The organism is Flavisphingomonas formosensis (assembly GCF_009755815.1).
Lineage (GTDB): Bacteria > Pseudomonadota > Alphaproteobacteria > Sphingomonadales > Sphingomonadaceae > Flavisphingomonas > Flavisphingomonas formosensis.
On the sequence record NZ_WRPK01000009.1, the window covers coordinates 311,261 to 337,305 of the forward strand.

The 26,045-nt window shown below is 60.8% G+C and carries 21 protein-coding genes; 18 read left to right on the forward strand and 3 right to left on the reverse strand.

What is annotated here, in order from left to right:
• Window positions 1-22: 22 nt before the first annotated feature.
• The gene (locus tag GQY20_RS23525) at window positions 23-1,192 is read right to left on the reverse strand and encodes an FAD-dependent monooxygenase (protein ID WP_157219575.1); all 1,170 of its coding nucleotides are present in this window, start codon (window positions 1,190-1,192) and stop codon (window positions 23-25) included.
• 396 nt (window positions 1,193-1,588) lie between these two features.
• Here GQY20_RS23525 and GQY20_RS23530 point away from each other — a divergent pair, with 396 nt between their 5' ends.
• The 15 genes from GQY20_RS23530 to GQY20_RS23600 all read left to right on the forward strand — a co-directional run bounded on the left by GQY20_RS23530 (window position 1,589) and on the right by GQY20_RS23600 (window position 18,753).
• Entirely contained in the window at window positions 1,589-2,086 is a 498-nt protein-coding gene (locus GQY20_RS23530; RefSeq protein WP_157219576.1) for an FAS1-like dehydratase domain-containing protein, read from the forward strand.
• On the forward strand, window positions 2,086-2,508 hold the full coding sequence (locus GQY20_RS23535; protein WP_157219577.1) for a MaoC/PaaZ C-terminal domain-containing protein: 423 nt from the start codon (window positions 2,086-2,088) through the stop codon (window positions 2,506-2,508). Before GQY20_RS23530 ends, GQY20_RS23535 begins: the two co-directional genes overlap by 1 nt.
• A 48-nt stretch (window positions 2,509-2,556) precedes the next feature.
• Window positions 2,557-2,889 carry a hypothetical protein gene (locus GQY20_RS23540; protein WP_157219578.1) on the forward strand — a complete coding sequence of 111 codons (333 nt, stop codon included), beginning with the start codon at window positions 2,557-2,559 and terminating at the stop codon, window positions 2,887-2,889.
• Window positions 2,890-2,926: 37 nt separating this feature from the next.
• Window positions 2,927-4,345, forward strand: coding sequence for an aldehyde dehydrogenase family protein (locus GQY20_RS23545; RefSeq protein ID WP_157219617.1), 1,419 nt, complete (start codon window positions 2,927-2,929; stop codon window positions 4,343-4,345).
• Between the two features lie 430 nt (window positions 4,346-4,775).
• Complete coding sequence (locus tag GQY20_RS23550) at window positions 4,776-5,546, forward strand: SDR family NAD(P)-dependent oxidoreductase (protein ID WP_232476219.1); 771 nt, start codon at window positions 4,776-4,778, stop codon at window positions 5,544-5,546.
• A 124-nt stretch (window positions 5,547-5,670) separates the two neighbouring features.
• The gene (locus GQY20_RS23555; protein WP_157219580.1) at window positions 5,671-6,465 is read left to right on the forward strand and encodes an SDR family NAD(P)-dependent oxidoreductase; all 795 of its coding nucleotides are present in this window, start codon (window positions 5,671-5,673) and stop codon (window positions 6,463-6,465) included.
• Between the two features lie 256 nt (window positions 6,466-6,721).
• Window positions 6,722-7,498, forward strand: a complete 777-nt coding sequence (locus GQY20_RS23560) for an SDR family NAD(P)-dependent oxidoreductase (RefSeq protein ID WP_157219581.1) — start codon at window positions 6,722-6,724, stop codon at window positions 7,496-7,498.
• A gap of 127 nt (window positions 7,499-7,625) precedes the next feature.
• Complete coding sequence (locus tag GQY20_RS23565; RefSeq protein WP_157219582.1) at window positions 7,626-9,668, forward strand: 3-hydroxyacyl-CoA dehydrogenase NAD-binding domain-containing protein; 2,043 nt, start codon at window positions 7,626-7,628, stop codon at window positions 9,666-9,668.
• A gap of 26 nt (window positions 9,669-9,694) precedes the next feature.
• On the forward strand, window positions 9,695-11,362 hold the full coding sequence (locus tag GQY20_RS23570; protein WP_157219583.1) for a long-chain-fatty-acid--CoA ligase: 1,668 nt from the start codon (window positions 9,695-9,697) through the stop codon (window positions 11,360-11,362).
• A gap of 25 nt (window positions 11,363-11,387) precedes the next feature.
• Window positions 11,388-11,816 carry an acyl-CoA thioesterase gene (locus GQY20_RS23575; RefSeq protein WP_157219584.1) on the forward strand — a complete coding sequence of 143 codons (429 nt, stop codon included), beginning with the start codon at window positions 11,388-11,390 and terminating at the stop codon, window positions 11,814-11,816.
• On the forward strand, window positions 11,816-13,024 hold the full coding sequence (locus GQY20_RS23580; RefSeq protein ID WP_157219585.1) for an acyl-CoA dehydrogenase family protein: 1,209 nt from the start codon (window positions 11,816-11,818) through the stop codon (window positions 13,022-13,024). Before GQY20_RS23575 ends, GQY20_RS23580 begins: the two co-directional genes overlap by 1 nt.
• A gap of 2 nt (window positions 13,025-13,026) precedes the next feature.
• Window positions 13,027-14,139: an acyl-CoA dehydrogenase family protein gene (locus GQY20_RS23585; RefSeq protein WP_157219586.1), complete on the forward strand. Its 1,113-nt coding sequence runs from the start codon at window positions 13,027-13,029 to the stop codon at window positions 14,137-14,139.
• Window positions 14,136-15,869 (forward strand): acyl-CoA dehydrogenase, encoded by a 1,734-nt coding sequence (locus tag GQY20_RS23590; RefSeq protein ID WP_157219587.1) that lies wholly within the window; start codon window positions 14,136-14,138, stop codon window positions 15,867-15,869. The genes GQY20_RS23585 and GQY20_RS23590 overlap by 4 nt, the downstream gene beginning before the upstream one ends.
• Window positions 15,870-15,993: 124 nt before the next feature.
• Entirely contained in the window at window positions 15,994-17,166 is a 1,173-nt protein-coding gene (locus GQY20_RS23595; protein WP_157219588.1) for an acetyl-CoA C-acyltransferase, read from the forward strand.
• Between the two features lie 252 nt (window positions 17,167-17,418).
• Window positions 17,419-18,753, forward strand: a complete 1,335-nt coding sequence (locus GQY20_RS23600; protein ID WP_232476213.1) for an LLM class flavin-dependent oxidoreductase — start codon at window positions 17,419-17,421, stop codon at window positions 18,751-18,753.
• An 82-nt stretch (window positions 18,754-18,835) separates the two neighbouring features.
• Here the strand turns inward: GQY20_RS23600 and GQY20_RS23605 are convergent, their stop codons facing one another.
• A complete protein-coding gene (locus GQY20_RS23605; RefSeq protein WP_157219589.1) occupies window positions 18,836-21,124 on the reverse strand; it encodes a TonB-dependent receptor in 2,289 nt (762 codons plus the stop codon).
• A gap of 584 nt (window positions 21,125-21,708) precedes the next feature.
• Here GQY20_RS23605 and GQY20_RS23610 point away from each other — a divergent pair.
• The 3 genes from GQY20_RS23610 (at window position 21,709) to GQY20_RS23620 (ending at window position 25,169) form a co-directional block, all read left to right on the forward strand.
• A complete protein-coding gene (locus GQY20_RS23610; RefSeq protein WP_157219590.1) occupies window positions 21,709-22,314 on the forward strand; it encodes a TetR/AcrR family transcriptional regulator in 606 nt (201 codons plus the stop codon).
• 106 nt (window positions 22,315-22,420) lie between these two features.
• Window positions 22,421-24,166 carry an acyl-CoA dehydrogenase gene (locus tag GQY20_RS23615; RefSeq protein WP_157219591.1) on the forward strand — a complete coding sequence of 582 codons (1,746 nt, stop codon included), beginning with the start codon at window positions 22,421-22,423 and terminating at the stop codon, window positions 24,164-24,166.
• Window positions 24,167-24,416: 250 nt separating this feature from the next.
• Window positions 24,417-25,169, forward strand: a complete 753-nt coding sequence (locus GQY20_RS23620; protein WP_157219592.1) for a helix-turn-helix transcriptional regulator — start codon at window positions 24,417-24,419, stop codon at window positions 25,167-25,169.
• Between the two features lie 545 nt (window positions 25,170-25,714).
• Here GQY20_RS23620 and GQY20_RS23625 read toward each other — a convergent pair.
• Entirely contained in the window at window positions 25,715-25,954 is a 240-nt protein-coding gene (locus GQY20_RS23625; protein ID WP_408641134.1) for a hypothetical protein, read from the reverse strand.
• Window positions 25,955-26,045 lie beyond the last annotated feature (91 nt).

Sequence of the window (26,045 nt, forward strand, 5' to 3'; positions counted from 1 at the left end):
TTCGCTCGACAGACGAAATTCCTCAGACCGCGGCTTGCGCGGTTTCGCTGATCAGCGGCACGGTCATGGCGTCGTAGCCGAACACCCAGGTGGGATCGCCAGGGTGCTTCATCCACTTGTTCTCATGCGACTGGCGCTGGATTTCCGTGGTGCGCTCGATGCGCGTGGCGCGGTACATCTTGAAGGCGCTGTCGAAATTGCCGTCGGCGCTCTGGATGCAGCGAAACAGCACTGCGGCATCCTCGATCGCCATCGCCGCGCCCTGGCCCATATGCGGCTTCATCGGATGACAGGCGTCACCCAACACCACCACATTGTCCCTGCTCCACAGCGGCAGGGGATTGCGTTCCAGCAGCGGCCATTTCGAAAGTGCGGGGGCAGCGTCGATGATCCGCTGCACGTCGGGGTGGAAGCCTTCGTAACACGTCTTGATCTCTTCCTTCGTGGCCGGCACCGACGAGACACCGCCGGGCCAGTCCGGCGAAGGAGAGCCAGTGACGAAGTACATCTCGTCGCGCTGTTTGGTCAGGTAGTAATGGATGAAATGGCGATCTTCCTGCGCGGGATGACGGTCATCGGACCACCATTTTGCGCCATCGGAAATCGGCCGCCAGTCGCCCAGCCGGTTGGCCGGATAGATCGATCGGAACGCGACGAAGCCGGTATAGATGGGAGGATCGTAACCCAGCAGGATTTCACGAACTTTCGAGTTTATGCCGTCCGCGCCAATGACGATATCGGCCTCCACTTCGTGCTGGTCGGTGAACAGCAACTGCGTTCCGCCCAGCCGATGGCCGATATCCAGCAATTGCTTGTCGAATTTGATCGTGCCTGGTCGAAGGCTACGAGCGAGCACCGAAAGCAGATCGCCGCGATGCATGGTGAGCGAGGGGAGGCCGAAGACCTCCTCCCAATTCTGCTTGCGTATGTCCCAGAGGACTTCGCCTGTATCCCAGACGCGATTGAGGTTGGATTCTTGGACGATCCCGATATTCATCAGTTGGTCGACGCAATCGATATGGTTAAAGACCCGTAACACATTGGGCCCCAGGCCGATGCCCGCTCCGATACGAGCGAGACCCGGTGCTTGCTCGTACACCGCGATGTCATTGCCTGCCTGTTGCAACAGGATGGCAGCTGTGACGCCGCCCAGGCCGGCTCCGATGATCGCGATCCTGGGCTTGTCGTTCATAAATTCTCCGATGTCGGATGCTTACTGTGAGACGTAAGACTAGGCCGGAATGTTTTGCAGCCAAGCCGATTTCGGGAAAGTCTGGTGATATCAGACTCATGAAATCCGACCCGGGGAAGCGGGCATTTCCTGTGATGCAGTAACGAGATCGCACGGCGAACGCTGGGCCTGCGCGACTAGATTGGATTTCAGCATCGGAAATATAACGGGGACAGCATTGCTGCTGTCTGCGGACGACGTGCATAGAGCGATGCATGCTCCTCGGCGGCTGAGCGGGCCCGACGAGTGCGAACGATAATGACGACTGGTCTCGACCATGGCTTGGGTGACGAGCGCTAAAGCGGCGCATTTGCACGAGATATGCGGCGAGCGGGCTGACCGAGGATGCGAAGCGCAATGGGAGACAACGCAGCATCAGCTGGACCGCGCGGTCTCTTCAAGCGGGAGACGAAAGGATTCGTCACCAAACCCGTGAGATTGCAGCTCGAACGTGGTCACATGCGGTTCTTCGCCGAGATCCTGGGCGAGACGGATCCCGTTTTTTCCGACCTCATCGCAGCGCAAGCGCAGGGATATCCGGATATCGTCGCGCCACCTTCGTTCGCCGCTGTCATCGAGACGATGGCGAGCGAAGAGCAGCGGCGGTCGGGCGAACGGCCACTAACCGAAGTCATCGGCTGCGACTTTCGCCATCTCCTCCACGGTGAGCAGCACTTTGCCTATGACGGCTTGATGTATGCGGGCGACGAAGTCGTAATCACCACATTGGTCGAGGACTTCTTCGAAAAGCGGGGTGGCATGCTCGAGTTTGTTGTGCTGCTTTCGACGATTTCCCATGCCGAGCGCGGAGTCCTCGTCCGCACCAGGCGAACGCTCCTGCACAGGTTCGGCTGATGGAGCAGATCCTGTCTTCAGAAGATGCACGGCCCGGCAGTGCTCTCCCCGAGCTCAGTTTCGGGCCGATCTCCCGATCCTTGCTGGCGCAATATGCCGGAGCATCCAGGGATCCCGATCCCGTCCACATCGATATCGACTTTGCGAGGGCAGCCGGCCTTCCCGACGTCTTTGCGCACGGGATGCTCTCGTTTGGCATCGTGTCGCGCATGGTCACGCAGTGGTGCGGGGTCGAGCAGCTGCGCGAGATCGGGGCGCGCTTTGTCGCCGTGACGCAGGTCCACGATGTCATCACCTGCCATGGCACCGTGATCGAATGTTTCGAGCGGGCTGGGGAGACCTTGGCCAGGATCGAGGTGACCGCCACGACCCAGGATGGACGCAATGCCCTGAGCGGTGAGGCCCTCGTCGCCCTTGGGTGAGCGATTGAGGGCGCTAGCCGGATCAAAAGCGATAGCGAGAGGACGAATATGCAGACGCTGACTCTTCCGGTGATTGGCGGATTTCTCTTGTCGATGATGAGCCAATTCACCGGTCTCGCCCTCATTCCGGCGACACGCGGCTTCACGGCGCCCGTGCCGACCGCAGCCTGCATCGCGGCCTTTCTCCTCGGCATCGGCATATCAGCCCGGCTCGTGCACTACGGGGTTGAGCTGAGCATAATCACACCGCTGATGACAGTCGCCCTTCAGCTGCTCGTCCTCGTCGTCGCGACGACCGTCTATCACGAGAGTGCATCCCTCCTTCGGGTCGGGATGCTCATCAGCGCCGCATTGATGGTGGGCGCAGCTACGCGATTTTGACCAGAAGAAGCCCTCCGCCCTTCCTTAGGAACCCATGATGACAGACAATTTCAAACTTCTTATCGACGGCGACCTCGTCGACGGCGACTCTTCGATGGAGGTGATCGATCCCGCGACGGGCGCTCCGTTCCAGACCGTTCCGCGAGGCTCAGCACGTCAACTCCATCAGGCAGTCGCCGCCGCCAAGGCGGCCCAGCCCGCCTGGGCCGATTTGTCGATCGCGGAGCGTAGCGGTAAGCTCCTCGCACTGGCCGACGCCATCCAGGCCAATGCCGACGCGTTTGCGCGCATGCTGGTGCGCGAACAGGGCAAGCCATTGCCGGAAGCCGGCGTGGAGGTCGCCTTCACGGAAGGCCTGATCCGCTATTTCGCATCTATCGAACTGCCGGTTGAAATCCTTCAGGACGATGAGACCTATCGCATCGAGGTGCACCGTAAAGCGCTCGGCGTGGTCTGCGGGATCACACCCTGGAACTTCCCGCTGTTGCTGGCGGCGTTCAAATTCGCGCCGGCGCTGCTTCTAGGCAACAGCTTCATTCTCAAGCCCGCCCCGACGACGCCGATCACCTCGTTGATGCTGGGCGAATTCGCACACGGTATCTTTCCCGCTGGCGTGTTCAATGTGTTGACCGACCTGAACGACCTGGGCCCCTTGCTCACCGCCCACCCGGATATCGCCAAGATATCCTTCACCGGCTCCACCGCGACAGGGAAGAAGGTTCTCGAAAGCGCGGCAAGCACCCTCAAGCGGGTAACGCTCGAGCTGGGTGGCAACGACGCCAGCATCGTTCTCGACGATGTCGATGTCGTGAAGGTGGCTCCGAAAATCTATGCTTCGGCTTTCACCAACGCCGGCCAAGTCTGTATCGCTGCAAAGCGGGTCTATGCTCACAGTGCCATCTACGACGCACTTTGCGATGAACTCGCCAAGCTGGCCGATAGCGCGATCGTGGGCGATGGTCTGGAGCAGGGCACTCAGATGGGTCCGGTTCAAAACGCTGCCCAGTTCGAAAAAGCCAAGGCACTCCTCGAAACAGCTCGTCGCGAAGGCCGCATCATCGCCGGCGGGGAGCCGGAAGGGGGGGCCGGCTATTTCATCCGGCCGACGATCGTGAGGGACATAAAGGACGGCGCGCAACTCGTTGATGAAGAGCAGTTCGCCCCGATCCTCCCCATCATCCGCTTCGATGATGTCGAAGATGCTCTCGTGCACGTGAACAACTCCATCTACGGTCTGGGAGGCTCGGTCTGGAGTGCGGATAGCGATCGCGCGGCCGCGATCGCCCGAAGGATCGACAGCGGTACCGTCTGGATCAACCATCATGCCGATTTGCGGCCGAACGTTCCGTTCGGCGGCGCCAAGCAATCCGGGGTCGGCAAGGAGCTCGGGATGGAAGGCCTGCTGGAGTTCTCGCAGACCTCTGTCATGAGTCTGGCAAAGGAAGCGGTCGGCTAGTGCCGCAGGTGCACCGCTCTTGCCAACCTGGCCTTGCAAGGCCGCATTGGAATGCCCGGCATCCACATGCGGGGCTGACCGGTTATGTGCGCGCGGGAGGAGAGGTCGCTTTGGCGGATTGCCGGACGGACTGCCGTCCCTGACGGGATCCCAGTTCGGGCTCGATTTTCAGGCATAGCCTAAGGTTTATGGCCAGCATAACCGGAACGGAGTGGTTGGCTGCTTTTCCACAGTCTATCCAGCGAAGAGCGGAGAAATCCAAACTGAGGCAACGCAGAACGGCGCGAGGCTGAACCCGCAGGATTTTGGGGGCAGCCTGCGCTTACAGCCGATGTTCCCTGGTGCCGGCTGGGCGCTGGCAGGTTAAAGGGATCGCGAGGGTGGATGTCGGGGAGGTAATGTGTCGGAATTCTTAAACAATGCGGCGTTCGTGACAGGTGCCGGGAGCGGCATCGGGCGAGCCACCAGCCTGGCGCTAGCGGCCCGCGGTGCCTTTGTCTGGGTAACCGATTTCGATCTCGCCGGCGCGGAGCATACCGTCCAGCGTATCGAGGAGGCCGGAGGCCGGGGAAAGGCATTCCGCCTTGATGTCAGGCTCGAGGACGCCTGGCAGGAAGGATTGGCGCTCACCGACAGTCACGAGGATGCGCTCACCATTCTCGTCAACTGTGCCGGGAAGTCCATGATTGCCAACACCTTCGAAATGCCGCTGGCTGATCTGCAAACGATCATGTCCATCAACGTCGAAGGCGCCTTCCTTGGGATGAAGCACGCCATCCCGAGGATTGCAGCGGCTGGAGGTGGCGCTGTCGTCAATATCTCGTCTCTGGCCGGCCTCAAGGGCCTGCCGGGCATGACCGCCTATTGCGGGTCCAAGGGCGCCATTCGGATGATGACCAAGGCCGTCGCGCTCGAGTGCGCGGGACTGCGCAATAAGGTCCGCGTCAATTCGGTCCATCCGGGCGTCGTCGACACACCGGCCTGGAGCAAGCATGGTCCGGAGGAAGTCGGCCATTCCCGGCACGCATCGGGCGGCTTGCACGTGCTCGATCCCCATGAGGTTGCGAAAACCGCAGTTCCGATCGGCGTCGCCTGTTCCGCTGAGGAGGTCGCGGACACGATCTGCTTCCTCGCATCGCATGCCGCGCGCCACATTACAGGGGCGGAAATCGCAATCGATGGCGGCATGACGGCGGACTGAACGTGAGGGCCTATACAACAGCCTATCGCCCGACCTTCAAGGTGACCGGCCGCGACGTCGCAGACGTAGCGAGAAGGTCGTCCAGATCAACGAACAAACATATTATCGAGAGTGAGGACTTGGAATGGCGGAACTAGCAGGACGGGCGGCGTTTGTGACCGGAGCGGGGAGTGGCATCGGTAGAGGCATTGCGCTCGTACTCGCATCGCGCGGAGCCTTCATATGGGCGACGGATTTCAATAAAGACAGCGCCGAGGAGACCGTTGCTCTCATCCAACAGTCCGGCGGTCGCGGTCAAGCAACGAAGCTTGATGTGCGGGACGAGGCCGAGTGGCAACAGGCGCTGGCGCCCGCGATCAGCCATGACGAAAAGCTGACGATCCTGGTCAATTGTGCTGGCACCTCGATGGTCACAGACACTTTCTCGATGTCGCTTGAGGATTTTCGTCGGATCATGGCGGTGAATGTCGAGGGCACTTTCCTTGGCATGAAGCATGGCGTTCCCATCATCGCAAAGTCTGGTGGCGGTTCCGTCGTCAACATCTCGTCCATGGCCGGGCTCAAGGGCATGGCCGGCATGACCGCTTATTGCGCGTCCAAAGGCGCGATCCGGATGATGAGCAAAGCGGTCGCGCTCGAATGCGCAGGCCTGCGCAACGGCGTGCGCGTCAACTCGGTCCATCCTGGATTTGTCGACACGCCAGCTCTGCGCAAACATATTGATGACGCGACCAAGGCCGGCCATGGGCGTGGCCTTGATACGATCGAGCCCGACGAAGTCGCAAAGACCGCCGTGCCGATCGGCGTCGCTTGTACGTCCGAAGAAGTTGGCGAGATGGTAGCTTATCTGGTGTCGCACGGAGCGCGTCACGTCACCGGAGCGGAGATTCCGATCGATGGTGGCATGACGTCCGGTTGAGGGCGGGATGGGCCGGTAGAAGCACCCGGTCGGCGATCCAATTGGACGACCGGAGCCCGGCACGAGGATCAGGGCCTCGTCAGATCGTCCCCAGCGATGGCTGTGCGCGAAGAAGCGACGGTCAACGCTGCAGAAGTGTCGCACCTTTCCACGGTACGCGCGTCGCTCAGAGCGAGGCCGTGCCTTGGGGCAGCATTGCGGTCAGAGAGCCACGAAACAAGCGATCGGCTTGATCGCCAAGATGAAAGGACAAGGGATGGAAATGTTCGATCTCAGCGGCAAGGTTGCCATCGTCACGGGCTCGTCGCGCGGCATAGGTCGAGCGATCGCGGAAGCCTATGCCGAGGCTGGCGCGCGCGTCGTCATTTCCAGTCGAAAGCAATCAGCCTGCGACCTCGTCGCTGAAACCATCAATGCTCGCCATGGCGAGGAGCGCGCGATCGCGATCGCTGCAAGCATTTCGGACAAGACGGCTCTCGAGGCGTTGGTCGCCCAGACCCGGCAGAGGCTTGGGACTATCGACCTTTTGGTCTGCAATGCAGCCTCCAATCCTTATTACGGTCCGATGGCGGGGATCACCGACGAGCAGTTCCGCAAGATTTTCGACAATAATGTTCTCGCCAATCATTGGCTTATCACGATGGTCGCACCAGCGATGATCGAGCGGCGCGAAGGGGCCATCATCGTCGTTTCCTCGATAGGCGGCCTGATCGGGTCCGACGTCATTGGTGCCTATAATGTCTCGAAGGCGGCGGATTTCCAGCTGGTGCGCAACCTTGCGACTGAATTCGGCCCGCATAATGTCCGCATCAACGCGATTGCGCCCGGGGTCATCCGCACAGATTTCGCGCGTGCTCTCTGGGAGAATCCAGAGGCAGAGGCAGCACTGCGACGGGCAACCCCGCTCGGACGTATCGGTGAACCAGAAGAGATAGCGGGAACCGCGGTCTTCCTGGCATCAAAGGCCGGCGCCTATGTGACCGGGCAAGCTATCGTGGTCGATGGCGGATCGACCATCAAGGGCACGCTCTAACCGTGCGCGATTCCGATCGTAGCAAGCGCGCTGAAGGTGCAGCGCCGACGGGCCGTAACGCGATCATTCCGGATCCGCTCCAACCGCTCATGGCGGCAAATGCATTCACCACGGGGTCGACGAACTTATGATCAAAACGCAGTTGCACGACGACGTTCTGGAGGTCGTCATTGATAATCCGCCCGTGAATGCGCTTGGCGCGCGGGTGCGGCAGGGGCTGTGGGCGGCGATAGCCGATGCGCAAACCGATACCGCTGTGAAAGCGATCGTGATCCGCGGCGCAGGCAAGCTGCTTTCGGGAGGCGCGGACATCACCGAGTTTGGCAAGACCACAGCCGAGCCTGGCTTGCCAGAACTGGTGGATGCGATCGAGGCGAGCGCAAAGCCGGTTGTCGCCGCGATACATGGCATTGCGCTCGGCGGGGGCCTTGAGGTGGCGCTCGGCTGTCACTACCGGATCGCTACCGCCAACACGAAGCTTGGCTTGCCCGAGGTGACGTTGGGCCTTCTTCCGGGAGCCGGCGGCACCCAGCGGCTGCCGCGCGTGATAGGCGTCGAGGCAGCGCTAGACATGATCGTCTCAGGTAGTCCTATCTCCGGAAAGAGGGCCGCCGATATCGGCCTCGTCGACCGTCTAGCGGAGGAGGGCACGCTGTTGGCGGAGGCTATCAGCTTCGCGCGTGCGCTCGATGCGCCGCGCCGCACGGGTGATGTCAGCGTTTCGGCGGATCCGGCGATCTTCGAGGCCTTCGCGGCTCAGAATGCCCGCAAGATTGCTGGGCTCGACGCGCCCAGCGCGTGCATCAAGGCCGTCAGGGCCGCGAGCGAGCTTCCGATCGGACAAGGGTTGGAGAAGGAGCGAGCGCTGTTCGCCGAGCTGGTTGCGGGCACCCAATCCAAGGCTCTGCGCCATGTCTTCTTCGCCGAGCGCGCTGCCGCCAAGATCGACGGTATGCCCAAGGATATTGCGATGCGCTCGATCGACAAGGTCGGCGTGATCGGCGCTGGTACCATGGGCGGCGGCATCTCCATGAACTTTCTGTCCGCCGGCATTCCGGTGACAATCGTCGAGATGGCGCAGGAAGCCTTGGACCGCGGCGTGAGCACGATCCGCAAAAATTATGAGGCCACGGCCGCCAAGGGGCGCCTCACAGCCGATCAGGTCGAAAAGGCGATGAGTCTCCTGACGCCATCGCTCGCCTTCGACGCGCTTGCCGATTGCGACCTCGTTATCGAGGCCGTGTATGAGAATATGGATGTGAAGAAGGATATCTTCGCGCGGCTGGACGGCACCGCCAAACCCGGCGCCATGCTGGCGTCAAACACCTCCTATCTCTCCGTCGACGAGATCGCGACCGCGACAAAGCGGCCGCAGGATGTGCTGGGCCTCCATTTCTTCTCCCCCGCCAACATCATGAAGCTAGTCGAAGTGGTGCGCGGTGCCGAGACGGCTCCCGAAGTGCTGGCGACCGGAATGGATCTTGCCCGCAGGATCGGGAAGGCACCGGTAGTCTCAGGGGTCTGCTACGGCTTCATCGGCAATCGCATGCTGACGCCGCGCCTCGACGGCGCGATCGAGATGCTGGTCGAGGGCGCGACCCCCGATCAGGTCGATCAGGTGTCCGTCGCGCTGGGTATGCCGATGGGGCCGCTCCAGATGATCGATCTGGCAGGCGTGGATATCGGCTGGCATCGCGATCCTACGCGGATCGAAAGCGTGCGCGATGCGCTCAACGCCGCTGGCCGATGGGGTCAGAAGACCGGCGGCGGCTTCTACGACTATGATGAAAAGCGAAGGCCTTCCGCGTCGGCCGCCGCACAGGCGATCGTCGAGCAGTTCCGCACCGAGGCAGGCATTGCGCCGCGAGAAATCACGGATGAGGAGATCGTGGCGCGGACATTGTACGCGATCGTCAACGAAGGTGCGAAGATCCTAGAGGAAGGGATCGCGCAGCGCGCCTCGGACATCGATGTCGTCTGGCTCAATGGCTATGGCTGGCCTCGGCACACTGGCGGCCCGATGTTCTGGGCGGAACAAGTGGGGCTTGAAAAGGTGGTCGACACCTTGAACCGCTATCGTGACCGGCTCGGCCCAGGCTTCTCCCTGTCGCCCCTTCTTGCCCAATGCGCGGCCCAGGGGGGCTCGCTCTTCGGCGACGCCGGGGCCTGACCGCCATAATCATTGGGAACATCGCCATGCCCCTGCGCTTTGCCGAGCCGGCCCCCGAGGTCTATCATGCCCCGCTTACTATCCGTCATCTGCTAGCCGGTGTTCTGACGAAGGCGGGCAACCAGCAAATCGTCTATCGGGATCAGGCAGCCTTCACCTACCGCGAATTTATCGATCGCGTGGGGCGGTTGGCATCGCTGCTGGAAGGACTGGGGACCGAGCAGGGCATGACAGTCGCCGTCATGGACTGGGACAGTCATCGGTACCTTGAAGCCTATTTCGCGGTGCCCATGATGGGCGCCGTCCTACAGACCGTGAACGTGCGGCTACCCCCGCCGCAGATCGCTTATACGCTGCGGCACGCGAACGCCGAGATACTTCTCGTCCATCGCGACTTCTTCCCGCTTGCCGAGGCGCTGCTTTCCTCGCTCCCCTCCATCAAATCAGTCATCGCGATCATGGACGGCTGCCAGGATCCGGTCCCGGATTGGGCTGCCGGGGAATATGAGCGTCTCTCCGCCGCGGCGTCCGCTGACTATCCGTTCGCGGACTTCGACGAGAACGCCGTCGCGACCACATTCTACACGACCGGTACCACCGGGAACCCGAAAGGGGTCTGCTTCACCCACCGACAGCTCGTGCTTCACACGCTCGCCGTTGCGGGGCCGTTCGGCGCCTCGGCGGCCTCGCCGAGCCTCGGCGTGGAGGACGTGTATATGCCGCTGACACCCATGTTCCACGTTCATGCGTGGGGCGTTCCTTACGTCGCCACGATGCTGGGCGTGAAGCAGGTCTATCCTGGCCGCTATGACCCCGCCATGATCTGCCGGCTCCGTGAGGAGCACCAAGTCACCTATTCCCATTGTGTGCCCACAGTCCTCGAAATGGTGCTGAAAGCCGCGGATGAGACGGGGGCCGATCTGACCGGATGGAAGATGACCACCGGGGGCTCGGCGCTCTCCAAGTCACTATGTAGCGAAGCCCGCCGGCGCGGCATGCTTTCGGCGGCCGGCTACGGAATGTCGGAAACATGCCCGACAATATTGAAAGCGGCCCGGCGCACAGCCGCCGTGTTCAGCGACGAGGATGAGATGCTGTCGACCTACACGATTTCGGGCACGTCCATTCCCCTCGTCGACATACAGATCGTCGATGAAGGAATGAAGCCGCTTGCCCATGACGGCAGCACTCGCGGGGAGCTTGTCCTGCGGGCGCCGTGGCTGACCTCCTCCTATGTAGGCGATCCCAAAGCCTCCGAAGCCCTCTGGCATGGCGGCTGGATGCACACGCAGGATATCGCGACGATCGATCCGCACGGCAATGTCCAGATCCGCGATCGGTTGAAGGATGTCGTCAAAACAGGCGGGGAGTGGGTCGACTCGATCCAGCTCGAAGAACTCGTGGCAACCGCGGACGGCGTCGCCGAGGCCTCGGTCATTGCGGTGCCCGATCCAAAGTGGGGAGAGAGGCCGCTGGCCGTCGTCGTATCCGAGCCGGGCGCCACCCTCACACTTGAAATCATCAACGGGCCGGTCGAGCGCGCGATCGCGAGCGGCGAGGTCACCCGCTATGCCAGACTCGACCGCTTCAAAGTGGTGGACCAGCTGCCTCGCACCAGCGTCGGCAAAATCGACAAGAAGCGACTTCGGGCGCTGTTCGCGGAAGAGGCCGGATCGGTGGAGACGGGGGTATGACCCGCTGCAATAAAGAGGCTGTACGATGACCCGCGCCCTTCGTCCCAGGTCGGCCTATCGCCATTGGACGCCCATTCCGACGCGATGGCACGACAATGACGCCTACGGTCATGTGAACAACGCCGTTCATTATGGGTGGTTCGATACCGCGATCAATGCGTGGCTCATCAAAGCCGGGCTTCTCGACGTCAGTAGCGGCGATCCCATCGGCCTAGTCGTCGAGACAAGCTGCCGTTATGCGGCGCCGCTCTCATTCCCGCAGACCGCCGAGATCGGCATCGTAGTCGCGAAGCTCGGCACCTCCAGTGTGACATATCATCTTGGTGTCTTCGCCAAGGGCTGCCCCGACCCAGTCGCAGAGGGGCAGTTCACCCATGTCTATGTCGCAAGAGGGAGCAGGCGTCCGGTGGCTCTTCCCGAGAATTGGCGCGCGATCCTGGAAGGACTGAGCTGATGGATCTGAGCTTTAGCGCTGAAGAAGAAGCTTTTCGCGCAGAGGTCCGCCGATTTCTGCGCGATCGGCTGCCTGCCCGCATCGCCGAGAAGGTTCGTACGGGCAAACGACTGACCAAAGCGGATCATGAAGAATGGCATGCGATCCTCAATGCTCGCGGTTGGCTCGCGGCAAACTGGCCCAGGGCTCTGGGCGGTACAGGATGGACCGTCGCTCAGTCCTATATTTTCGAGGTTGAGGCCGCGCTGGCACATGCGCCGCGGATCGTGCCGTTCGGCGTTTCGATGTTGGGTCCTGTCCTGATCAAATATGGCTCCGAGGCGCAGAAGGCCCATTGGCTGCCGCGCATCCTGAGCGGAGCGGATTGGTGGTGCCAGGGCTATTCCGAGCCGGGTGCCGGATCCGATTTGGCGAGCCTGAAATGCACCGCAATCAGGGTCAACGATGCCAACGGCGACCATTATATCGTGAACGGGCAGAAGACTTGGACCACGCTCGGTCAATATGCCGACATGATCTTCTGCCTTGTGCGCACATCAACCGAGGGCAAGCGCCAGGAAGGTATTTCCTTCCTGCTGATTGACATGAGGTCACCGGGGGTGAGTGTCCGTCCGATCATCTTGCTCGATGGCGAGCATGAGGTGAACGAGATATTCTTCACCGACGTACGAGTCCCGGCGGGAAACCTCGTCGGCGAGGAAAACAGAGGCTGGGACTGCGCCAAATATCTGCTGAGCCACGAACGAACCAATATAGCAGGGGTTGGCGCATCGATGGCGGCGCTCGCGCGCCTCAAGCAGATCGCCAACGCCCAGCGCAAAGGCGGAAAGCCTCTTGCACAGGACCCGCATTTCGCGGCGCGCCTGGCCAAGGTCGAGATTGACCTTGAGAATATGAAGACAACGAACCTGCGTGTGCTGGCGGGAGGCGAGGAGAGCCCGGTGCCGCTGGAGCTTGGCGCCATGCTGAAAATCCGCGGTACGGAAATTCGGCAGGAAATCACAAGCCTCACGCGCCGCGCGCTTGGCCCGTACGCCCAGCCCTTCATCTCGGAGGCGCTTGATGAGGGAGGGTCGCATCTTGCGGTCGGACCAGCTTACGCGGCGCCAGTAGCCACCGACTATTTCAACAATCGCAAGCTGTCGATCTACGGCGGCTCGAATGAAGTGCAACGAGAAATCATCACCAAAGCGCTTCTGGAGCTCTGATCATGCATTTCCAACATAGCGATGACCGTCGCATGCTCAGCGAGACGCTTGGGCGCTATCTTGGTCAGCGCTATCCAATCGAGGCCCGGCACCAGATAGCGGAATCGCAGCGCGGCTGGTCGCCCGAGCAATGGGCGGCGTTGTCCGAACTGGGCGTGGTGGGCGCCCTCTTCGACGAAAGGGTCGGCGGGTTCGGCGGAGCCGGCTTCGACATAGCGATCATCTTCGAGCAGCTCGGACGCGCCCTCGTCGTCGAACCCCTGCTCGGCACGTTGATGGCCGGCCGGGCGCTCGCTCTGGCAGGTGGTAGTGACGATGTACTGGCAAGGGTCATCGCCGGGAATTGCATTCTGGCCCTCGCCCACGAGGAGCCGCAAAGCCGTTATGATCTATGGGACGTCCAGTGCAGAGCAGTGCCCGAAGGAGCGGGATGGCGGCTCAGGGGCAGCAAGGCTCTGGTCTGCCAGATCGAGGCGGCGGATCATATACTCGTCTCGGCGCGCATCACGGGCGAGGCCGGCGATGCAGCGGGCATAGGGCTGTTCCTCGTTGCGGCCGGCACGCCCGGTGCTTCGGTCCGCTCCTACCCGCTGGTCGATGGCGGCCGCGGTGGAGATTTCACGCTGGAGGACGTGAAGGCCACTCTGATTACCGAAAATGGCGCGAGCTTGATCGAGGAGGCGGCCGCTGCCGGCATCGTCGCACTTTCGTGGGAAGCGGTCGGGATCATGGACGTTCTCAAGCGCGATACGCTCGAATATCTGCGGACCCGCAAGCAGTTCGGCGCGCCGATCGGAAAATTTCAGGCGCTTCAACATCGGATGGCGACCGCTGCCCTTGAGATTGAGCAGGCTCGGTCGGCTGGAATCAATGCAGCAGCGGCGCTCGATAGTGCAAGAGCCGAGCGTGAGCGTTCGGTTTCAGCAGCGAAATTCACCATCGGCCGGGTGGGTACGCTTGTGGCCGAGGAGGCCATTCAGCTCCACGGCGGCATCGGCATGACTTGGGAGTTGCCGCTTTCCCACTATGCCAAGCGCTTGATTATGATAGGGCACCAACTGGGTGACGAAGACCATCATCTCGAACGCTTCATCGCCTTGGGCGAGGCGGCATGACCGAAGATGTCCTCCTTGGTCGTGAGCTCATCACGTTTCAGCTAGTTGATTGGCTGCGCATTGGCGCGGAAAGCGAACAGGAGACGCTGATCGCGGTCCTCGACGCAGCCCAGCGCCTGGCGCGCGACGCTTTTCTGCCTCACAACCGACAGTGCGATCTCGAAGAGCCATGGCAGGATGCCGACGGCGTCCACGTCTTGCCCGCCGTGCGTCATGGGATGCGGCTCTACGCTGAATTGGGCCTGTTCGGCATGAGCTTCTCGGATGCGCTCGGAGGGCTCGGCCTTCCATTCCCGCTTTCGCTTGCGATAATGGGTAATTTCGGGGCCGCCAATATCTCCATGGCCGCTTATCCGATGCTGACTGCCGCCAACGCCCGCGTGATAGCGTCCTTTGGGACGGCGGCGCAGATAGAGACCTTCGCGCGACCCGAGATCGAGGGGCGCTGGTTTGGCACCATGTGCTTGTCGGAACCGCAGGCAGGCTCGAGCCTCGCGGATATCAGGACACGCGCCACACTCGACGGAGAAGACGAGCTCGGATCCCGCTATCGGCTGGTGGGAAACAAGATGTGGATTTCCGGGGCCGACCAGGATGTGAGCGAGAATATCGTCCATCTCGTTCTCGCCAAGGTGGCGCGCGACGACGGCTCACTGCCAGAGGGAACCAAGGGCATATCGCTGTTCATCGTGCCAAAGATCCTTCCGGATGGCAGCCACAATGATGTCGCCGTCGCCGGGCTCAACCACAAGATGGGCTATCGCGGTATCTCGAATTGTCTCCTCAATTTCGGCGAAGAGGGAGGCGCGGTCGGCTGGCGCGTCGGCGAGGAAGGGCAGGGCCTCGCTTGTATGTTCATGATGATGAACGAGGCCAGAATCTCGATAGGAATAGGGGCGGCGGCGCTCGCGTATCGAGGATATCGGCAGTCCCTGCGCTACGCTCGAGAGCGAGCGCAGGGCAGATCTACTGGAATTCGCACGGGCGCGCCTGTCCCGATCATTGCGCATCCCGATGTGCGGCGAATGCTGCTTCAGCAGAAAGCCTACGCCGAGGGCGCCTTGGCGCTTTGTCTCTATTGCGCTGCGCTCGTCGACGAGCAGGGCTCCGATGCGGACGACTTGCTGGCGTTGCTGACTCCGGTGGCGAAAAGCTGGCCGTCGGAATTCGGGCTGATCGCCAACGACCTGGCGATCCAGGTCCACGGCGGATATGGCTATACGCGGGACTTCGACGTCGAGCAGCTGTGGCGGGACAATCGCCTCAATCCCATCCATGAAGGCACGACAGGTATCCAGGCAATCGATCTGCTCGGCCGAAAGATATTGTCGACTGACGGTCGCTCGTTAAAGCTCCTGCGCGAGCGCATCGACGCGACCATTGCTAATGTCACCGATCAAACGGCCTTGCATCCGCTCGCGCGATTGCTGGGAGACTTCTGGGATCATGCCGCGTTGATCATCGTCGATCTGGGCGCGATTGCCGGCCCGGCAGCGTTAGACGATGCGACGATGTTTCTGCGCGCCTTCGGCCATGGCGTAGTCGCGTGGTTGTGGCTCGATCAGGTCGGAGCGGCCCATCAGATCTCCAACGCGCGCCTGCGCGATAGCCTCCTGGCCGCCTGTCGGTTTTTCTTCGAGAATGATCTGCCGCAGGCGCGAACCTGGCTTTCCATCGTCGGCCTGCACAGTCCGCTCGTTCGAGAGCTGGACGATAATCTGCTGGCATGACGCCCCGCCGCCGTCGCGCGTCAAAGCAGGATCACCGCACCGCTCATGGTACCACCGAACGGCCGACGCTGGCCACCGAACGGCGCTTGCCGGACGCAAATTCAAACTACAGGAGAACAGCCCCATGCGTGACGCCGTTATCGTCTCAACCGCCCGTACGCCCATTGGTCGCGCTTATCGCGGCGCGTTCAACGCCACGCCTTCGCCAACGCTTGCAGCGCATGCGATCCGGGCGGCCGTCGAGCGGTCCGGCGTCGATCCGAGCGAAGTTGAGGATGTCGTATGGGGCGCGGCAATGCCGCAGGGCGTACAGCACACGATCGGTCGCACCGCTGCTCTTCGCGCAGGCCTGCCCGTCTGCGTTGCCGGAATGACGATGGATCGCCAATGTGCCTCCGGGCTGATGGCAATAGCCACAGCCGCCAAGCAGGTCATCGTCGACCGGATGGATGTCGTTATCGCAGGGGGCGTGGAATCCATCTCGCTGGTTCAGACGGACCAGATGCGCGCAGGTCCCGATGCTGACCTGCTGGGGATGGTACCCGACATCTACATGCCGATGTTACAGACAGCCGAGGTCGTGGCCAAGCGCTACGGCATCTCGCGCGATCGGCAGGACGCCTACGCATTGCGCTCGCAGCAGTTGACCGCAAAGGCCCAGGCGGCCGGCATCTTCGACACGGAGATAATAGCCGTGAAGGCGACCATGGAGGTTATCGACAAGGCAACGGGAGTGCGAGCGACGAAGGAGATCACCCTGGCCAAAGACGAAGGCAATCGTCCTGAAACGACGAGCGAAGGCCTTGCCGCGCTCAAGCCGGTTGTGGAAGGGGGGGTGATCACCGCTGGCAATGCTTCCCAATTGTCTGACGGCGCTTCCGCTTGCGTCGTCATGGAGGCGAAACTTGCCGCCGAACGCGGGCTTAAGCCTCTTGGCCGTTACGTCGGCATGGCCGTCGCTGGAACCGAGCCCGACGAAATGGGCATCGGGCCGGTGTTCGCCGTGCCGAAGCTGCTCGAACGCTTCGGTCTCACCATCGATGATATCGGCTTGTGGGAGCTCAATGAGGCGTTCGCCGTCCAGGTGCTATATTGCCAGGACCGCTTGGAGATTCCTGACGATAAGCTCAATGTCAGCGGTGGATCTATCTCGATCGGCCATCCCTATGGAATGTCCGGCGCGCGCCTGGTCGGTCATGCTCTCCTTGAAGGCAAACGAAGAGGCGCGCAGCACGTCGTTGTAACGATGTGCGTGGGCGGAGGCATGGGCGCCGCTGGCCTCTTTGAGGTCTTGTGATGAAAATCTAAGATTAGCCGCTGCCCTATCGTGGCTTCTGCAAAATTGGTGGCGCTGATAGGGCAGGGTTAATCAAATCTGCATCGATGTTGATCAATGTAATTGCGTTTTTGACGATCGATCGTGCGCGGTATGTATTTGATTCCTGTTATATTAGCAGACCCTATCGCGCTTGCAGAATTATGAATTATTCGCCGAAAAGTCCAAATGATAATGGATGGCCACCCGTTCATTACTCAAGGATTTTTCGTTATGAAATCAAACCATATCAAGCTTGGATTCATTCTTCACGGGGTAGGCTTTACATGGAATGATTGGCGGCATCCGGACCGAGACGTGAATGCCAGTACCAGTCTTCGCCTGTATCAGGAGCAAGCAGCGACAGCCGAGCGCGGCAAGTTCGATTTCCTCTTTGTAGCGGACAGCCTGTCGATTACGGAGAGATCGAGCCCGCACTATCTCGACCGGTTCGAACCTGTGTCCATTCTTTCGGCGCTGGCTGCGACGACATCCCATATCGGCCTGGTCGGCACCATCACGGTTTCGTACTCGGAGCCGTTCAATGTGGCGAGGCAACTGGCATCGCTCGACCATCTGAGCGGCGGGCGCGCGGGCTGGAATGTGGTCACGTCCTGGCTCGGCGACACGGCCGCCAACTTCAGCAAAGCTGACCATCCGGCGCACGCCACGCGCTACCGGATTGCTGCTGAGTATCTCGACGTTGTTCAGGGCTTATGGGATAGCTGGGAGGAAGGGGCGCTTGTCGGCGACAAAGAGAGCGGGCGTTTCCTCGATACGAGCAAGCTCCACAGGCTCGACCATGACAGCGAATATTTTCGCGTACGCGGGCCACTGAACATCAAGCGGACGCCGCAAGGCCAACCGGTCATCTTCCAGGCTGGCGCTTCGGAGGATGGCCGCAATTTTGCGGCTCAGCGCTCCGACGCGATATTCACACTCGCGCCTGGCTTCAATCAGGCGGCAAGCTACTATGCGGACGTGAAGGCTCGGGCGGCGGGCTTCGGTCGCGATCCTCACCAGCTCTTCATTCTGCCGGGTATTTCGCCGATCATCGGAGACACGGATGAACAAGCGGAAAAACTTTATCGGGAGCTAGCTGCTCTGGAAACGCTCACTACCGGGTACGGCCTCCTGTCACGCATCTTCAACGATCATGATTTCACTAGCTATGATCTCGATGCGCCCTTTCCCGACGTCGAACATATCGGACTGAACAGCCAACAGGGGGATACGGTTCGCTTGCTGGCGGAAGTGCGAGCCGAAAATCTGACTCTCCGTCAAGTGGTCCAAAGGTTCTCGACGAGACGCAGGTCCTTCATTGGATCTCCCGAAACAATCGCCGATGAACTCCAACGCTGGTTTGAACAGGGTGCGGCCGATGGCTTCGTCCTTTTCGAAACGATCCCTGGACAGCTGGAACGCTTCGTCGATCGGGTTGTCCCGATCCTGCGGGAAAGGGGCCTGTTCCGGGTCGATTACGAAGGCCGCACCTTGCGCGACCATCTTGGACTTGGCGTGCCGGATAATCGCTATGGCGAACCAATCTCCCGCCGACCGTTTGCGTGAGAGACCTCTCGAAGCACTTTTACATACTGAAGCCGGGCATCGATACGGTCTCGATGCCCGGCCTCCCCCTTCGAAACTGTGCCTAGAACTTCACTGAGAGCGAGCCGCCATAGGTTCGCGGCGCTGCAGGAGCGGCTGGATAGCCGCCGGTGCCGGCCGGACCAGCCGATTCCTGCCCGATCAGATAGTAGCGCTCGTTTGTGAGGTTCTTGCCCCACAGGCTGACCGTCAGCCAGTTGAGAGAAGCAGGCGTGAACCGCAACGAAGCATTCACGAGAGTAACAGATTTGGCGACCAGATTGTTGTCGGCCGTCCACGGATAGGCGCCCGTGTAGGAGAGGCCGACGTCGCCGACCCACTCGCCGATATCGGTAGTCACCGCATAGTTCGCTCCCAGGTCGAAACGCCACCTTGGCACGTTCGCCATCCGGTTCCCGCTTCCATCACCAAGGACGGGGCCGGTGATGATGCTGCCCGGGGTCAGGCCGCCGGAAAACACAGGCGCGTTGGTGAACTTGGTGTATTTGGCGTCGAGATAGGTCACAGCGCCACGGAGCGTCAGACCCTGTGCCGCCACCGCCTCGAGCGAGGCTTCTGCGCCCCGGATCCGCGCCTTCTGGGCATTGGTGAGACTGACCGCCGAGACCGTACCGGTGTTGATCGTCGTCAGGACCTGCGGGCTCTTGATGTCACTCCAGAACAAGGCGCCGTTAAGACGCAGCCTGCGGTCGAGCAGCTCCGTTTTAAGGCCAATTTCATAGGCCTGGACCTTTTCGGGATCGGCCGCCTTGGTCTGAAGCGGGAGCGTATTGTAGGCACCCGCCTTGAATCCGCGGCTGACGGACGCATAGGCCATAACGTCATCGCTGAAATGATGATCGAGCGCGAGGCGATAGGTGAAGGCATTGGTTTTAGTGGTGTCGATGAACGGGTTGGCAAAGCCCGGCCCGGCGGCCGAAACCTGGCCGACGCCGGGGATCACGTAATTTTGCTCACCATAGCCGTCGATCTTGTCGTGCGTATAGCGAGCGCCGACCGTCAGATTGGTTTGCTCGCCCAGCGGAGCGGTAACCTGCGCAAAGCCGGAATAGCTGTTGACGATCTGCCGGCTGAAGAAATTCAGCTGCGTGCCAGGTGCTACAAACAGGTTGAACAGATCGCCATATCCAATGGCGGGATCGTAGCCTGCCTTCCAGTGTAGGTAATAGACTCCGAAGATCCATTTGATCTTCGAGCTCGACCGGGATTTGATCTGAAACTCTTGCGTGATCTGGTCGTCCTGATCGCCCAAATCGGCGTTGTAGAATGGCTGCCCGCTATAGTCCAAGTCGGTGCGATAGACGCCATCAGACTTCCGGAACGCCGAGATCGAAACGAGGTCAGCGAAGCCGATATTCTGGTCGATCCGCAGCGACCCGCCATAGCCCTTCTCCGACGAGTCCGGGCGATGATCGAGACGCGTGTCGTAAAAGGTGCTCTTATTGTTCTTGAGCGACGTGAGAACCGTCCCCTCGACGACATTGAGACCGAACGTGCCTTGGTAGAAGTCCTGGACCGATCCGATATCGCTGCGCGACTTGGCGTAGAAGCCAACGAGCTTGATCCGCGTTCCGTCGGTCGGTTCCCAGACGAGCTTGGAACGAAGGGTCACGAACCAGCCGAGATTGGCGTCTTGACCGGTGGTGAGGCTCTTGCCCCATCCGTCGCGCTGATCCGACCCGCCGACGGAGATATTCCAGGCGAGGGTGTCGCTCAGTGGCGTGGACGCATAGAACTGGCCGCTGATCTTGTCGAAGTTCGCATAGCCTATCGTCGCGTTGACCTCTGCGTCGCGGCCGGGATCCTTGCTGAACATCTGGATCGCGCCGCCAGACGAGTTGCGTCCGAACAACGTTCCCTGCGGCCCGTTCAGAACCTCGACACGATCGATGCTCCCCAGTTCAAGATAGGCCGTCGCAAGCCGAGTATAATAGACGTCGTCGATATATGTGGCGACACTGGACTCGTTTCCAAGCGAGCCATTGTTGTTTCCGACGCCACGCAGGAAGGGCAGGTAGACGCCCGCCGTGGAGGACACCTGCAGAGAGGGTGCCACATGTGAGAGATCTGCGAGATTTGCGACCCCGCTCGACTTCAGGGTCTCGGCGTTGAAGGCACTGACCGCAACAGGGGTGTCCTGCAGACGCTCCGAACGCCGCTGCGCCGTGACGACGATGTCCTGCAGCTGCGCGTCTGCTCCGGTCGTCGTCGTGTCCTGCGCGAATGCCGCAGTCGATGTAAGGCCGGTGGTGACCAGGAGCGCACAGATCAACTTCGGCGCAATCGATGCCCGCATAGCCCTGAGCGCGATTGCATCATGATACACTGTCATTCCTCCCCCTTAGGTTATTCGTGGGCTGGAGATCATCCTTCCAGGCCCGGTTGTGGTGAAAAAATAGGTCGGCGGTCCGGGCCCGCACTAGCGTCATCGGGTGCATAATAGTTATAACGTGTGCGTTATGGGTTGCCGGCTGATTGCGGCATGGCTGGGGCACTTGCTCGCTCGGGAGCACCAAGGAAGGCGATGGCGAAGCTCTGATTGGAGAAGCGCTTACGCCGGGTTCGTCACCTAATTGTCTGAGGGACGTGAATTGCATGAATGGTGTGGAAGCGCGTTGTAAGCGACGGCACGCGCGCGGCTCTCCATCTGTTCGTCGCGCCATTCTGGCGAGCATTTGCGAAAGCCAACCACCCACCGGGCCGGGAGTAGCTGCGCGTCAGTGGGTATCGGCGGTGCGCCCAAGAAAGGTTCGGGGTCGATCAGGTTCAGTCTCCTAGAACCGGAGCCTGAAGGCATTGAGCGCGGACAATGCGGTGAGGAATATTTAGGGTGCAGCGCTTGCCGTGGGCCATTCTCAAGCAACTCCTCGCCGAGTATGTGAGACGCCGAACAATCATGCAGGTCCCGCCGACGCCATGGCTTCGAGAGATTTAGAAAAGTCGGATGCGGGGTTGGCCGCAGCCGAGCCGCCAACGAGCCCACGCCGAGCACAAGTGCTCGAGATAGCAGCTCGAATTTTTGCACTGAAAGGTTATCGCGGCACTTCTATGCGCGATATTGGCGAGCAGGCCGGCGTACTCGGGGGCTCCCTCTATCACCATATCAAGTCCAAGGACGCGCTCTTCGTCGAGCTCCACAATGCTGCGTTGGACGCTGCGGCTGAACGCATTGCTCGGGCGGTTGATGCCGTTGAGGGCGGGCCGTGGCAGCGTCTCGAAGCTGCCTGCATCGAGCTTCTGGAGATTCAGCTCGACCCAGACTCGGTCACGCTTCCCATGATGAACGATTTCCGCGAGGTGCCGCCCGCGGTTCGTCTGCAACTGATCGCCCGACGCGACAGATTCGAAGAGCAGTTTCGCCGACTTGTAGAGGCGCTTCCTTTGCCTGCTGATATCGACCGCTCAATCTACCGGAACCTGCTGCTTGTGCAGTTGAACCACGCTGGAGACTGGTATCGCGAGGGGCGGCTGACCGTCCGCGAAATCGGTCGCCAGATAGCCAAGATATTCCGGCCGGACTGACGGAATTCCTGCATCTAGGCTCGCGAGATACCGGGGCGGGGGTAACGGCGCTATTCTGTAACAGTCGTTTGGTGTAGTTGCGGCTCATCGACTCGGAGAACTTTCGATGCAGGACTACACGCCGCCAATCGCAGACTACCGTTTCCTCCTGACCCACGTGCTGGATTTCGACGCCGCCATGGCGGATCTTGGCCAGGACGTGGATACCGAACTGGCGCTCGCAGTCTTGGATGAAGCGGGCAAACTGTGCGCCCAGACTCTCCACCCCTTGAACCGCCCGGGGGACGAGCAAGGCAGTCGCCTCGTGGATGGCGCGGTGGTGACACCCTCGGGCTTCCCAGAGGCTTATCGAGCCTTCGTTGACGGTGGCTGGGCAGGGCTTTCAGCTGAGCCGGAATTCGGCGGACAGGGACTTCCATTCATTTTACAGCTTTGGCTAGATGAGATGATGTCGGCCGCGAACCTCTCGTTCGGTCTGTTCCCTGGGCTCACGCGCGGCGCGATGGAAGCGATCGCCGCCCATGCCCCCGCCGATCTCAAGGCGGTCTATTTGCCGCCGCTCGTGAGTGGGCAGTGGACTGGCGCCATGGCGTTAACCGAGGGCGGCGCGGGAACTGATCTCGCGCTGCTGAAAACCAAGGCTTCGCCAGGCGAGGGAGGCGCCTTTGCTGTCACGGGCCAAAAGATATTCATCTCCTCGGGCGACCACGACTTCGGCGGCAATATCGTCCACCTCGTCCTTGCTCGACTGCCTGAAGCACCCGCGGGCGTGAAAGGGATCAGTCTGTTCCTTGTCCCCAAATTCCTCCCTGACGCCGAGGGCGGCTTTACCGTTCGCAACCAGATGTCGGTTGGTGCACTTGAGGAAAAGATGGGCATTCATGCGCAGCCGACCTGCCTGATGAATTACGACGGCGCGACGGGGTGGCTTGTGGGCGAACCGCACCGTGGCGTCGCAGCCATGTTCACGATGATGAACGCCGAGCGCCTTATGGTCGGCATCCAAGGACTCGGCATTGCAGGAGCAGCCTATCAGCAGGCTGCCGCTTATGCGAAAGACCGGCTGCAGGGGCGTAGCGCCGACGGCAGCAGAGGCCCGGTGGCGATAATCGAGCACGCCGATGTGAGACGCATGCTTCTGATAATCCGGACTTTCGTCGAGGGTGGCCGTGCACTCGCAGGCTGGACAGCACTGCAACATGACCGGTCAAAAAAGCATCCGAACCCGGCCGAGCGAGCGCAGGCGGACGGCTTCGTCGCATTGATGACCCCTGTTATAAAGGCCTCCTTTACCGACTTAGGTTTCGAAAGTGCGGTTCTGGCGCAACAGGTTCTCGGCGGCCACGGCTACATCCGAGAATGGGGGATGGAGCAGTTTGTCCGTGATGCCCGTATCGCTCAGATTTATGAGGGCACAAACGGTGTGCAGGCGCTCGACCTGGTCGGGCGCAAACTTTCCTTGGCGGGTGGGTCTGTCGCCCGAAACCTTTTCAACGTGATCGAAGGTGATCTGGCAGCGGCGGCGAAAGTGGAAGCGGCGAGCGCCGTTGCGAAGGCGACTAAGGCCGCCCTAGATTTGCTTGATGAAGCCACCACCTATCTGAACGCCCAAGGGCAGGATGGTCTCGGCGCGGCCGCAGTCGATTACCTCCGATTGCTTGCGTTGGTCACCTACGGTTGGATGTGGGCGAAGATGGCTCAGGCCGCAGCTGCAGATATGTCCACAAATGGCGATAAAGTTCTGCTCGCGAATTTTTTCGCGAATCGCTTGATGCCGCAGGCGGCCGGGCTGGCGGCAGCTGTTCGTGCAGGACCAGAGAGCACAATGGCGCTGGCTGCATCAGCTTTCTGACTCGTTCGAGCACATGGGCGGGGCAGATGCAGAAGAGTGAATTTGAACTCGGTCCGTAGCAATATGATCGCTGCGCGGTTGAAACCTCGATTATCTCCGACGGGGTCATCGGCATGTCATTGCCCTTATGAGACCAATGACGGTTTGAGGCGAAGTCGAAATCTGCATTCCCCGGTATGCACTCGAGTCAGCGTGACAAGGCGACCGAGCCAACTGCGCCTCGACGCGTCGCCATACCGGGAGACTGGCGATGCTCAAGCATCACGACCTCAATGCGTTGCTTTCGCCCCTCAAGGAAGCGCTAACTATCGATCAGCTTTACGAGGCCATGATCCGCGCCACGCAGGTCCTCGGCTTCTCCCAGTTCGCGATGGGCCACCATGTCGATCTTCAACGCCCTCCGACAGGAGCCATCCGCCTGAAGACCTACAATGAGGATTGGATCTCGCACGGCCTTGACCGGGGATATTTTGCTGAGGATCCGATCCATCTTGCCAGCACCAAAACCGTGACCGGCTTCCTCTGGAAAGACCTGGCAGATATCATTCATTTGACCGCGCGACACAAGCAGGTGCTCGCCGAGGCGGCCGGGTTTGGCCTTGGCGCTGGTTTCACGGTCCCTGTCCACCTTCCTGGCGAGTTTCACGGGAGTTGCTCGTTTGCTGCACGCTCGCTTGACGGACTGAACGCAAACGCGCTTCCGATCGCCCAGCTTTGCGGCACATTCGCGTTCGAGGCAGCGCGGCGCATAGCGCGACGCGCCTTGAAATTACAGGAGGCCATTATCCCCAACCTTCGCCCTCGCGAACTGGAGGCGCTCATTCTTGTTGGCAAAGGCAAGACAGACACGGAGATCGGCGCAATCATGGGCGTCTCGCGTACAACTGCTCACGATCACGTTGAAGGTGCTCGCCGGGCCTATGGAAACGCCCGACGGGCCTATATGGTCGTTCGCGCCTTATTCGACGGTCAGATTTCCTTTGCCGACCTCTTACGGCGATGATCTACGGGCGGAAGCAGGCTTATTTTGTCCGTAGAAATCTTGAAGGTTGGCGGGCAGTAGCGGCCGAATGAAATCGGGTGATAAGGCTCCGGTATGACTCCGGAGGATTGCGAAGCCATTTCAGATAAGGTCGACCTGCCCGATCGTTCGGGCGCAGCAGATCCCTTTTTGCCTGCGCCGTGCAATCTGTCTTACGGATGCCAACTGCGGCTGATTGAGCAATACCGGGTTTCATCCCTCGCATCCGAGCGAAGGCGGCGGTCGTCGACAGGTTGGGTGGTCGGGGTGGCTTCTCTGAATATTGGTCGGGATGCCCTTCGGCTCTTGCAACAAAGCTTCTGGCCGTGGCGCACCGATTATGGTTGGTTCGCTGGACCGCGCGAAGCGAGGGCCATTAAGAGCCCGAACGACGATCTGGCCCAGCGCGGTCGTACCTAACTCGGACGGGCTCCTTGCCTAGCGCCCGCCGTGATGGCGGCCAGAGCGCGGTCAATACTGCGCCATTATCCCTTGGCATCGCCCGAGCCCTGTCACGCGATCCGAACCTAGCCGCCTGCCAAACGAAGTAGGCGCTCGCGGATGATGGATGTGGCTCCCGCTACGATGCGATCGATCAGTTCCTTGACGGTCGGGATATCGTTGATCAGACCCACCACCAATCCACAGCTCCAGGCGCCAGCGTCCATGTCACCATCCACCATGACCTTCGGATAAACGCCGGCTACCAAGTCATGTATGTCGGCGATCGTAAGAGTGTCCCCCTCACATGATGATTTTTCGGTCAAGGGCCGGTCTGCATTATTGTAGCGGCGCGATCGTCGATGGAATCCAGCTGAGCTATGTCACGAGTACCGACGAAGACACCTCGCCTGTACA

Coding starts and splice junctions, on each gene's coding strand:
- GQY20_RS23525 (WP_157219575.1), bottom strand. CDS start 1,192: ATGAACGACAAGCCCAGGATCGCGATCATCGGAGCCGGCCTGGGCGGC.
- GQY20_RS23530 (WP_157219576.1), top strand. CDS start 1,589: ATGGGAGACAACGCAGCATCAGCTGGACCGCGCGGTCTCTTCAAGCGG.
- GQY20_RS23535 (WP_157219577.1), top strand. CDS start 2,086: ATGGAGCAGATCCTGTCTTCAGAAGATGCACGGCCCGGCAGTGCTCTC.
- GQY20_RS23540 (WP_157219578.1), top strand. CDS start 2,557: ATGCAGACGCTGACTCTTCCGGTGATTGGCGGATTTCTCTTGTCGATG.
- GQY20_RS23545 (WP_157219617.1), top strand. CDS start 2,927: ATGACAGACAATTTCAAACTTCTTATCGACGGCGACCTCGTCGACGGC.
- GQY20_RS23555 (WP_157219580.1), top strand. CDS start 5,671: ATGGCGGAACTAGCAGGACGGGCGGCGTTTGTGACCGGAGCGGGGAGT.
- GQY20_RS23560 (WP_157219581.1), top strand. CDS start 6,722: ATGGAAATGTTCGATCTCAGCGGCAAGGTTGCCATCGTCACGGGCTCG.
- GQY20_RS23565 (WP_157219582.1), top strand. CDS start 7,626: ATGATCAAAACGCAGTTGCACGACGACGTTCTGGAGGTCGTCATTGAT.
- GQY20_RS23570 (WP_157219583.1), top strand. CDS start 9,695: ATGCCCCTGCGCTTTGCCGAGCCGGCCCCCGAGGTCTATCATGCCCCG.
- GQY20_RS23575 (WP_157219584.1), top strand. CDS start 11,388: ATGACCCGCGCCCTTCGTCCCAGGTCGGCCTATCGCCATTGGACGCCC.
- GQY20_RS23580 (WP_157219585.1), top strand. CDS start 11,816: ATGGATCTGAGCTTTAGCGCTGAAGAAGAAGCTTTTCGCGCAGAGGTC.
- GQY20_RS23585 (WP_157219586.1), top strand. CDS start 13,027: ATGCATTTCCAACATAGCGATGACCGTCGCATGCTCAGCGAGACGCTT.
- GQY20_RS23590 (WP_157219587.1), top strand. CDS start 14,136: ATGACCGAAGATGTCCTCCTTGGTCGTGAGCTCATCACGTTTCAGCTA.
- GQY20_RS23595 (WP_157219588.1), top strand. CDS start 15,994: ATGCGTGACGCCGTTATCGTCTCAACCGCCCGTACGCCCATTGGTCGC.
- GQY20_RS23600 (WP_232476213.1), top strand. CDS start 17,419: ATGAAATCAAACCATATCAAGCTTGGATTCATTCTTCACGGGGTAGGC.
- GQY20_RS23605 (WP_157219589.1), bottom strand. CDS start 21,124: ATGACAGTGTATCATGATGCAATCGCGCTCAGGGCTATGCGGGCATCG.
- GQY20_RS23610 (WP_157219590.1), top strand. CDS start 21,709: ATGGCTTCGAGAGATTTAGAAAAGTCGGATGCGGGGTTGGCCGCAGCC.
- GQY20_RS23615 (WP_157219591.1), top strand. CDS start 22,421: ATGCAGGACTACACGCCGCCAATCGCAGACTACCGTTTCCTCCTGACC.
- GQY20_RS23620 (WP_157219592.1), top strand. CDS start 24,417: ATGCTCAAGCATCACGACCTCAATGCGTTGCTTTCGCCCCTCAAGGAA.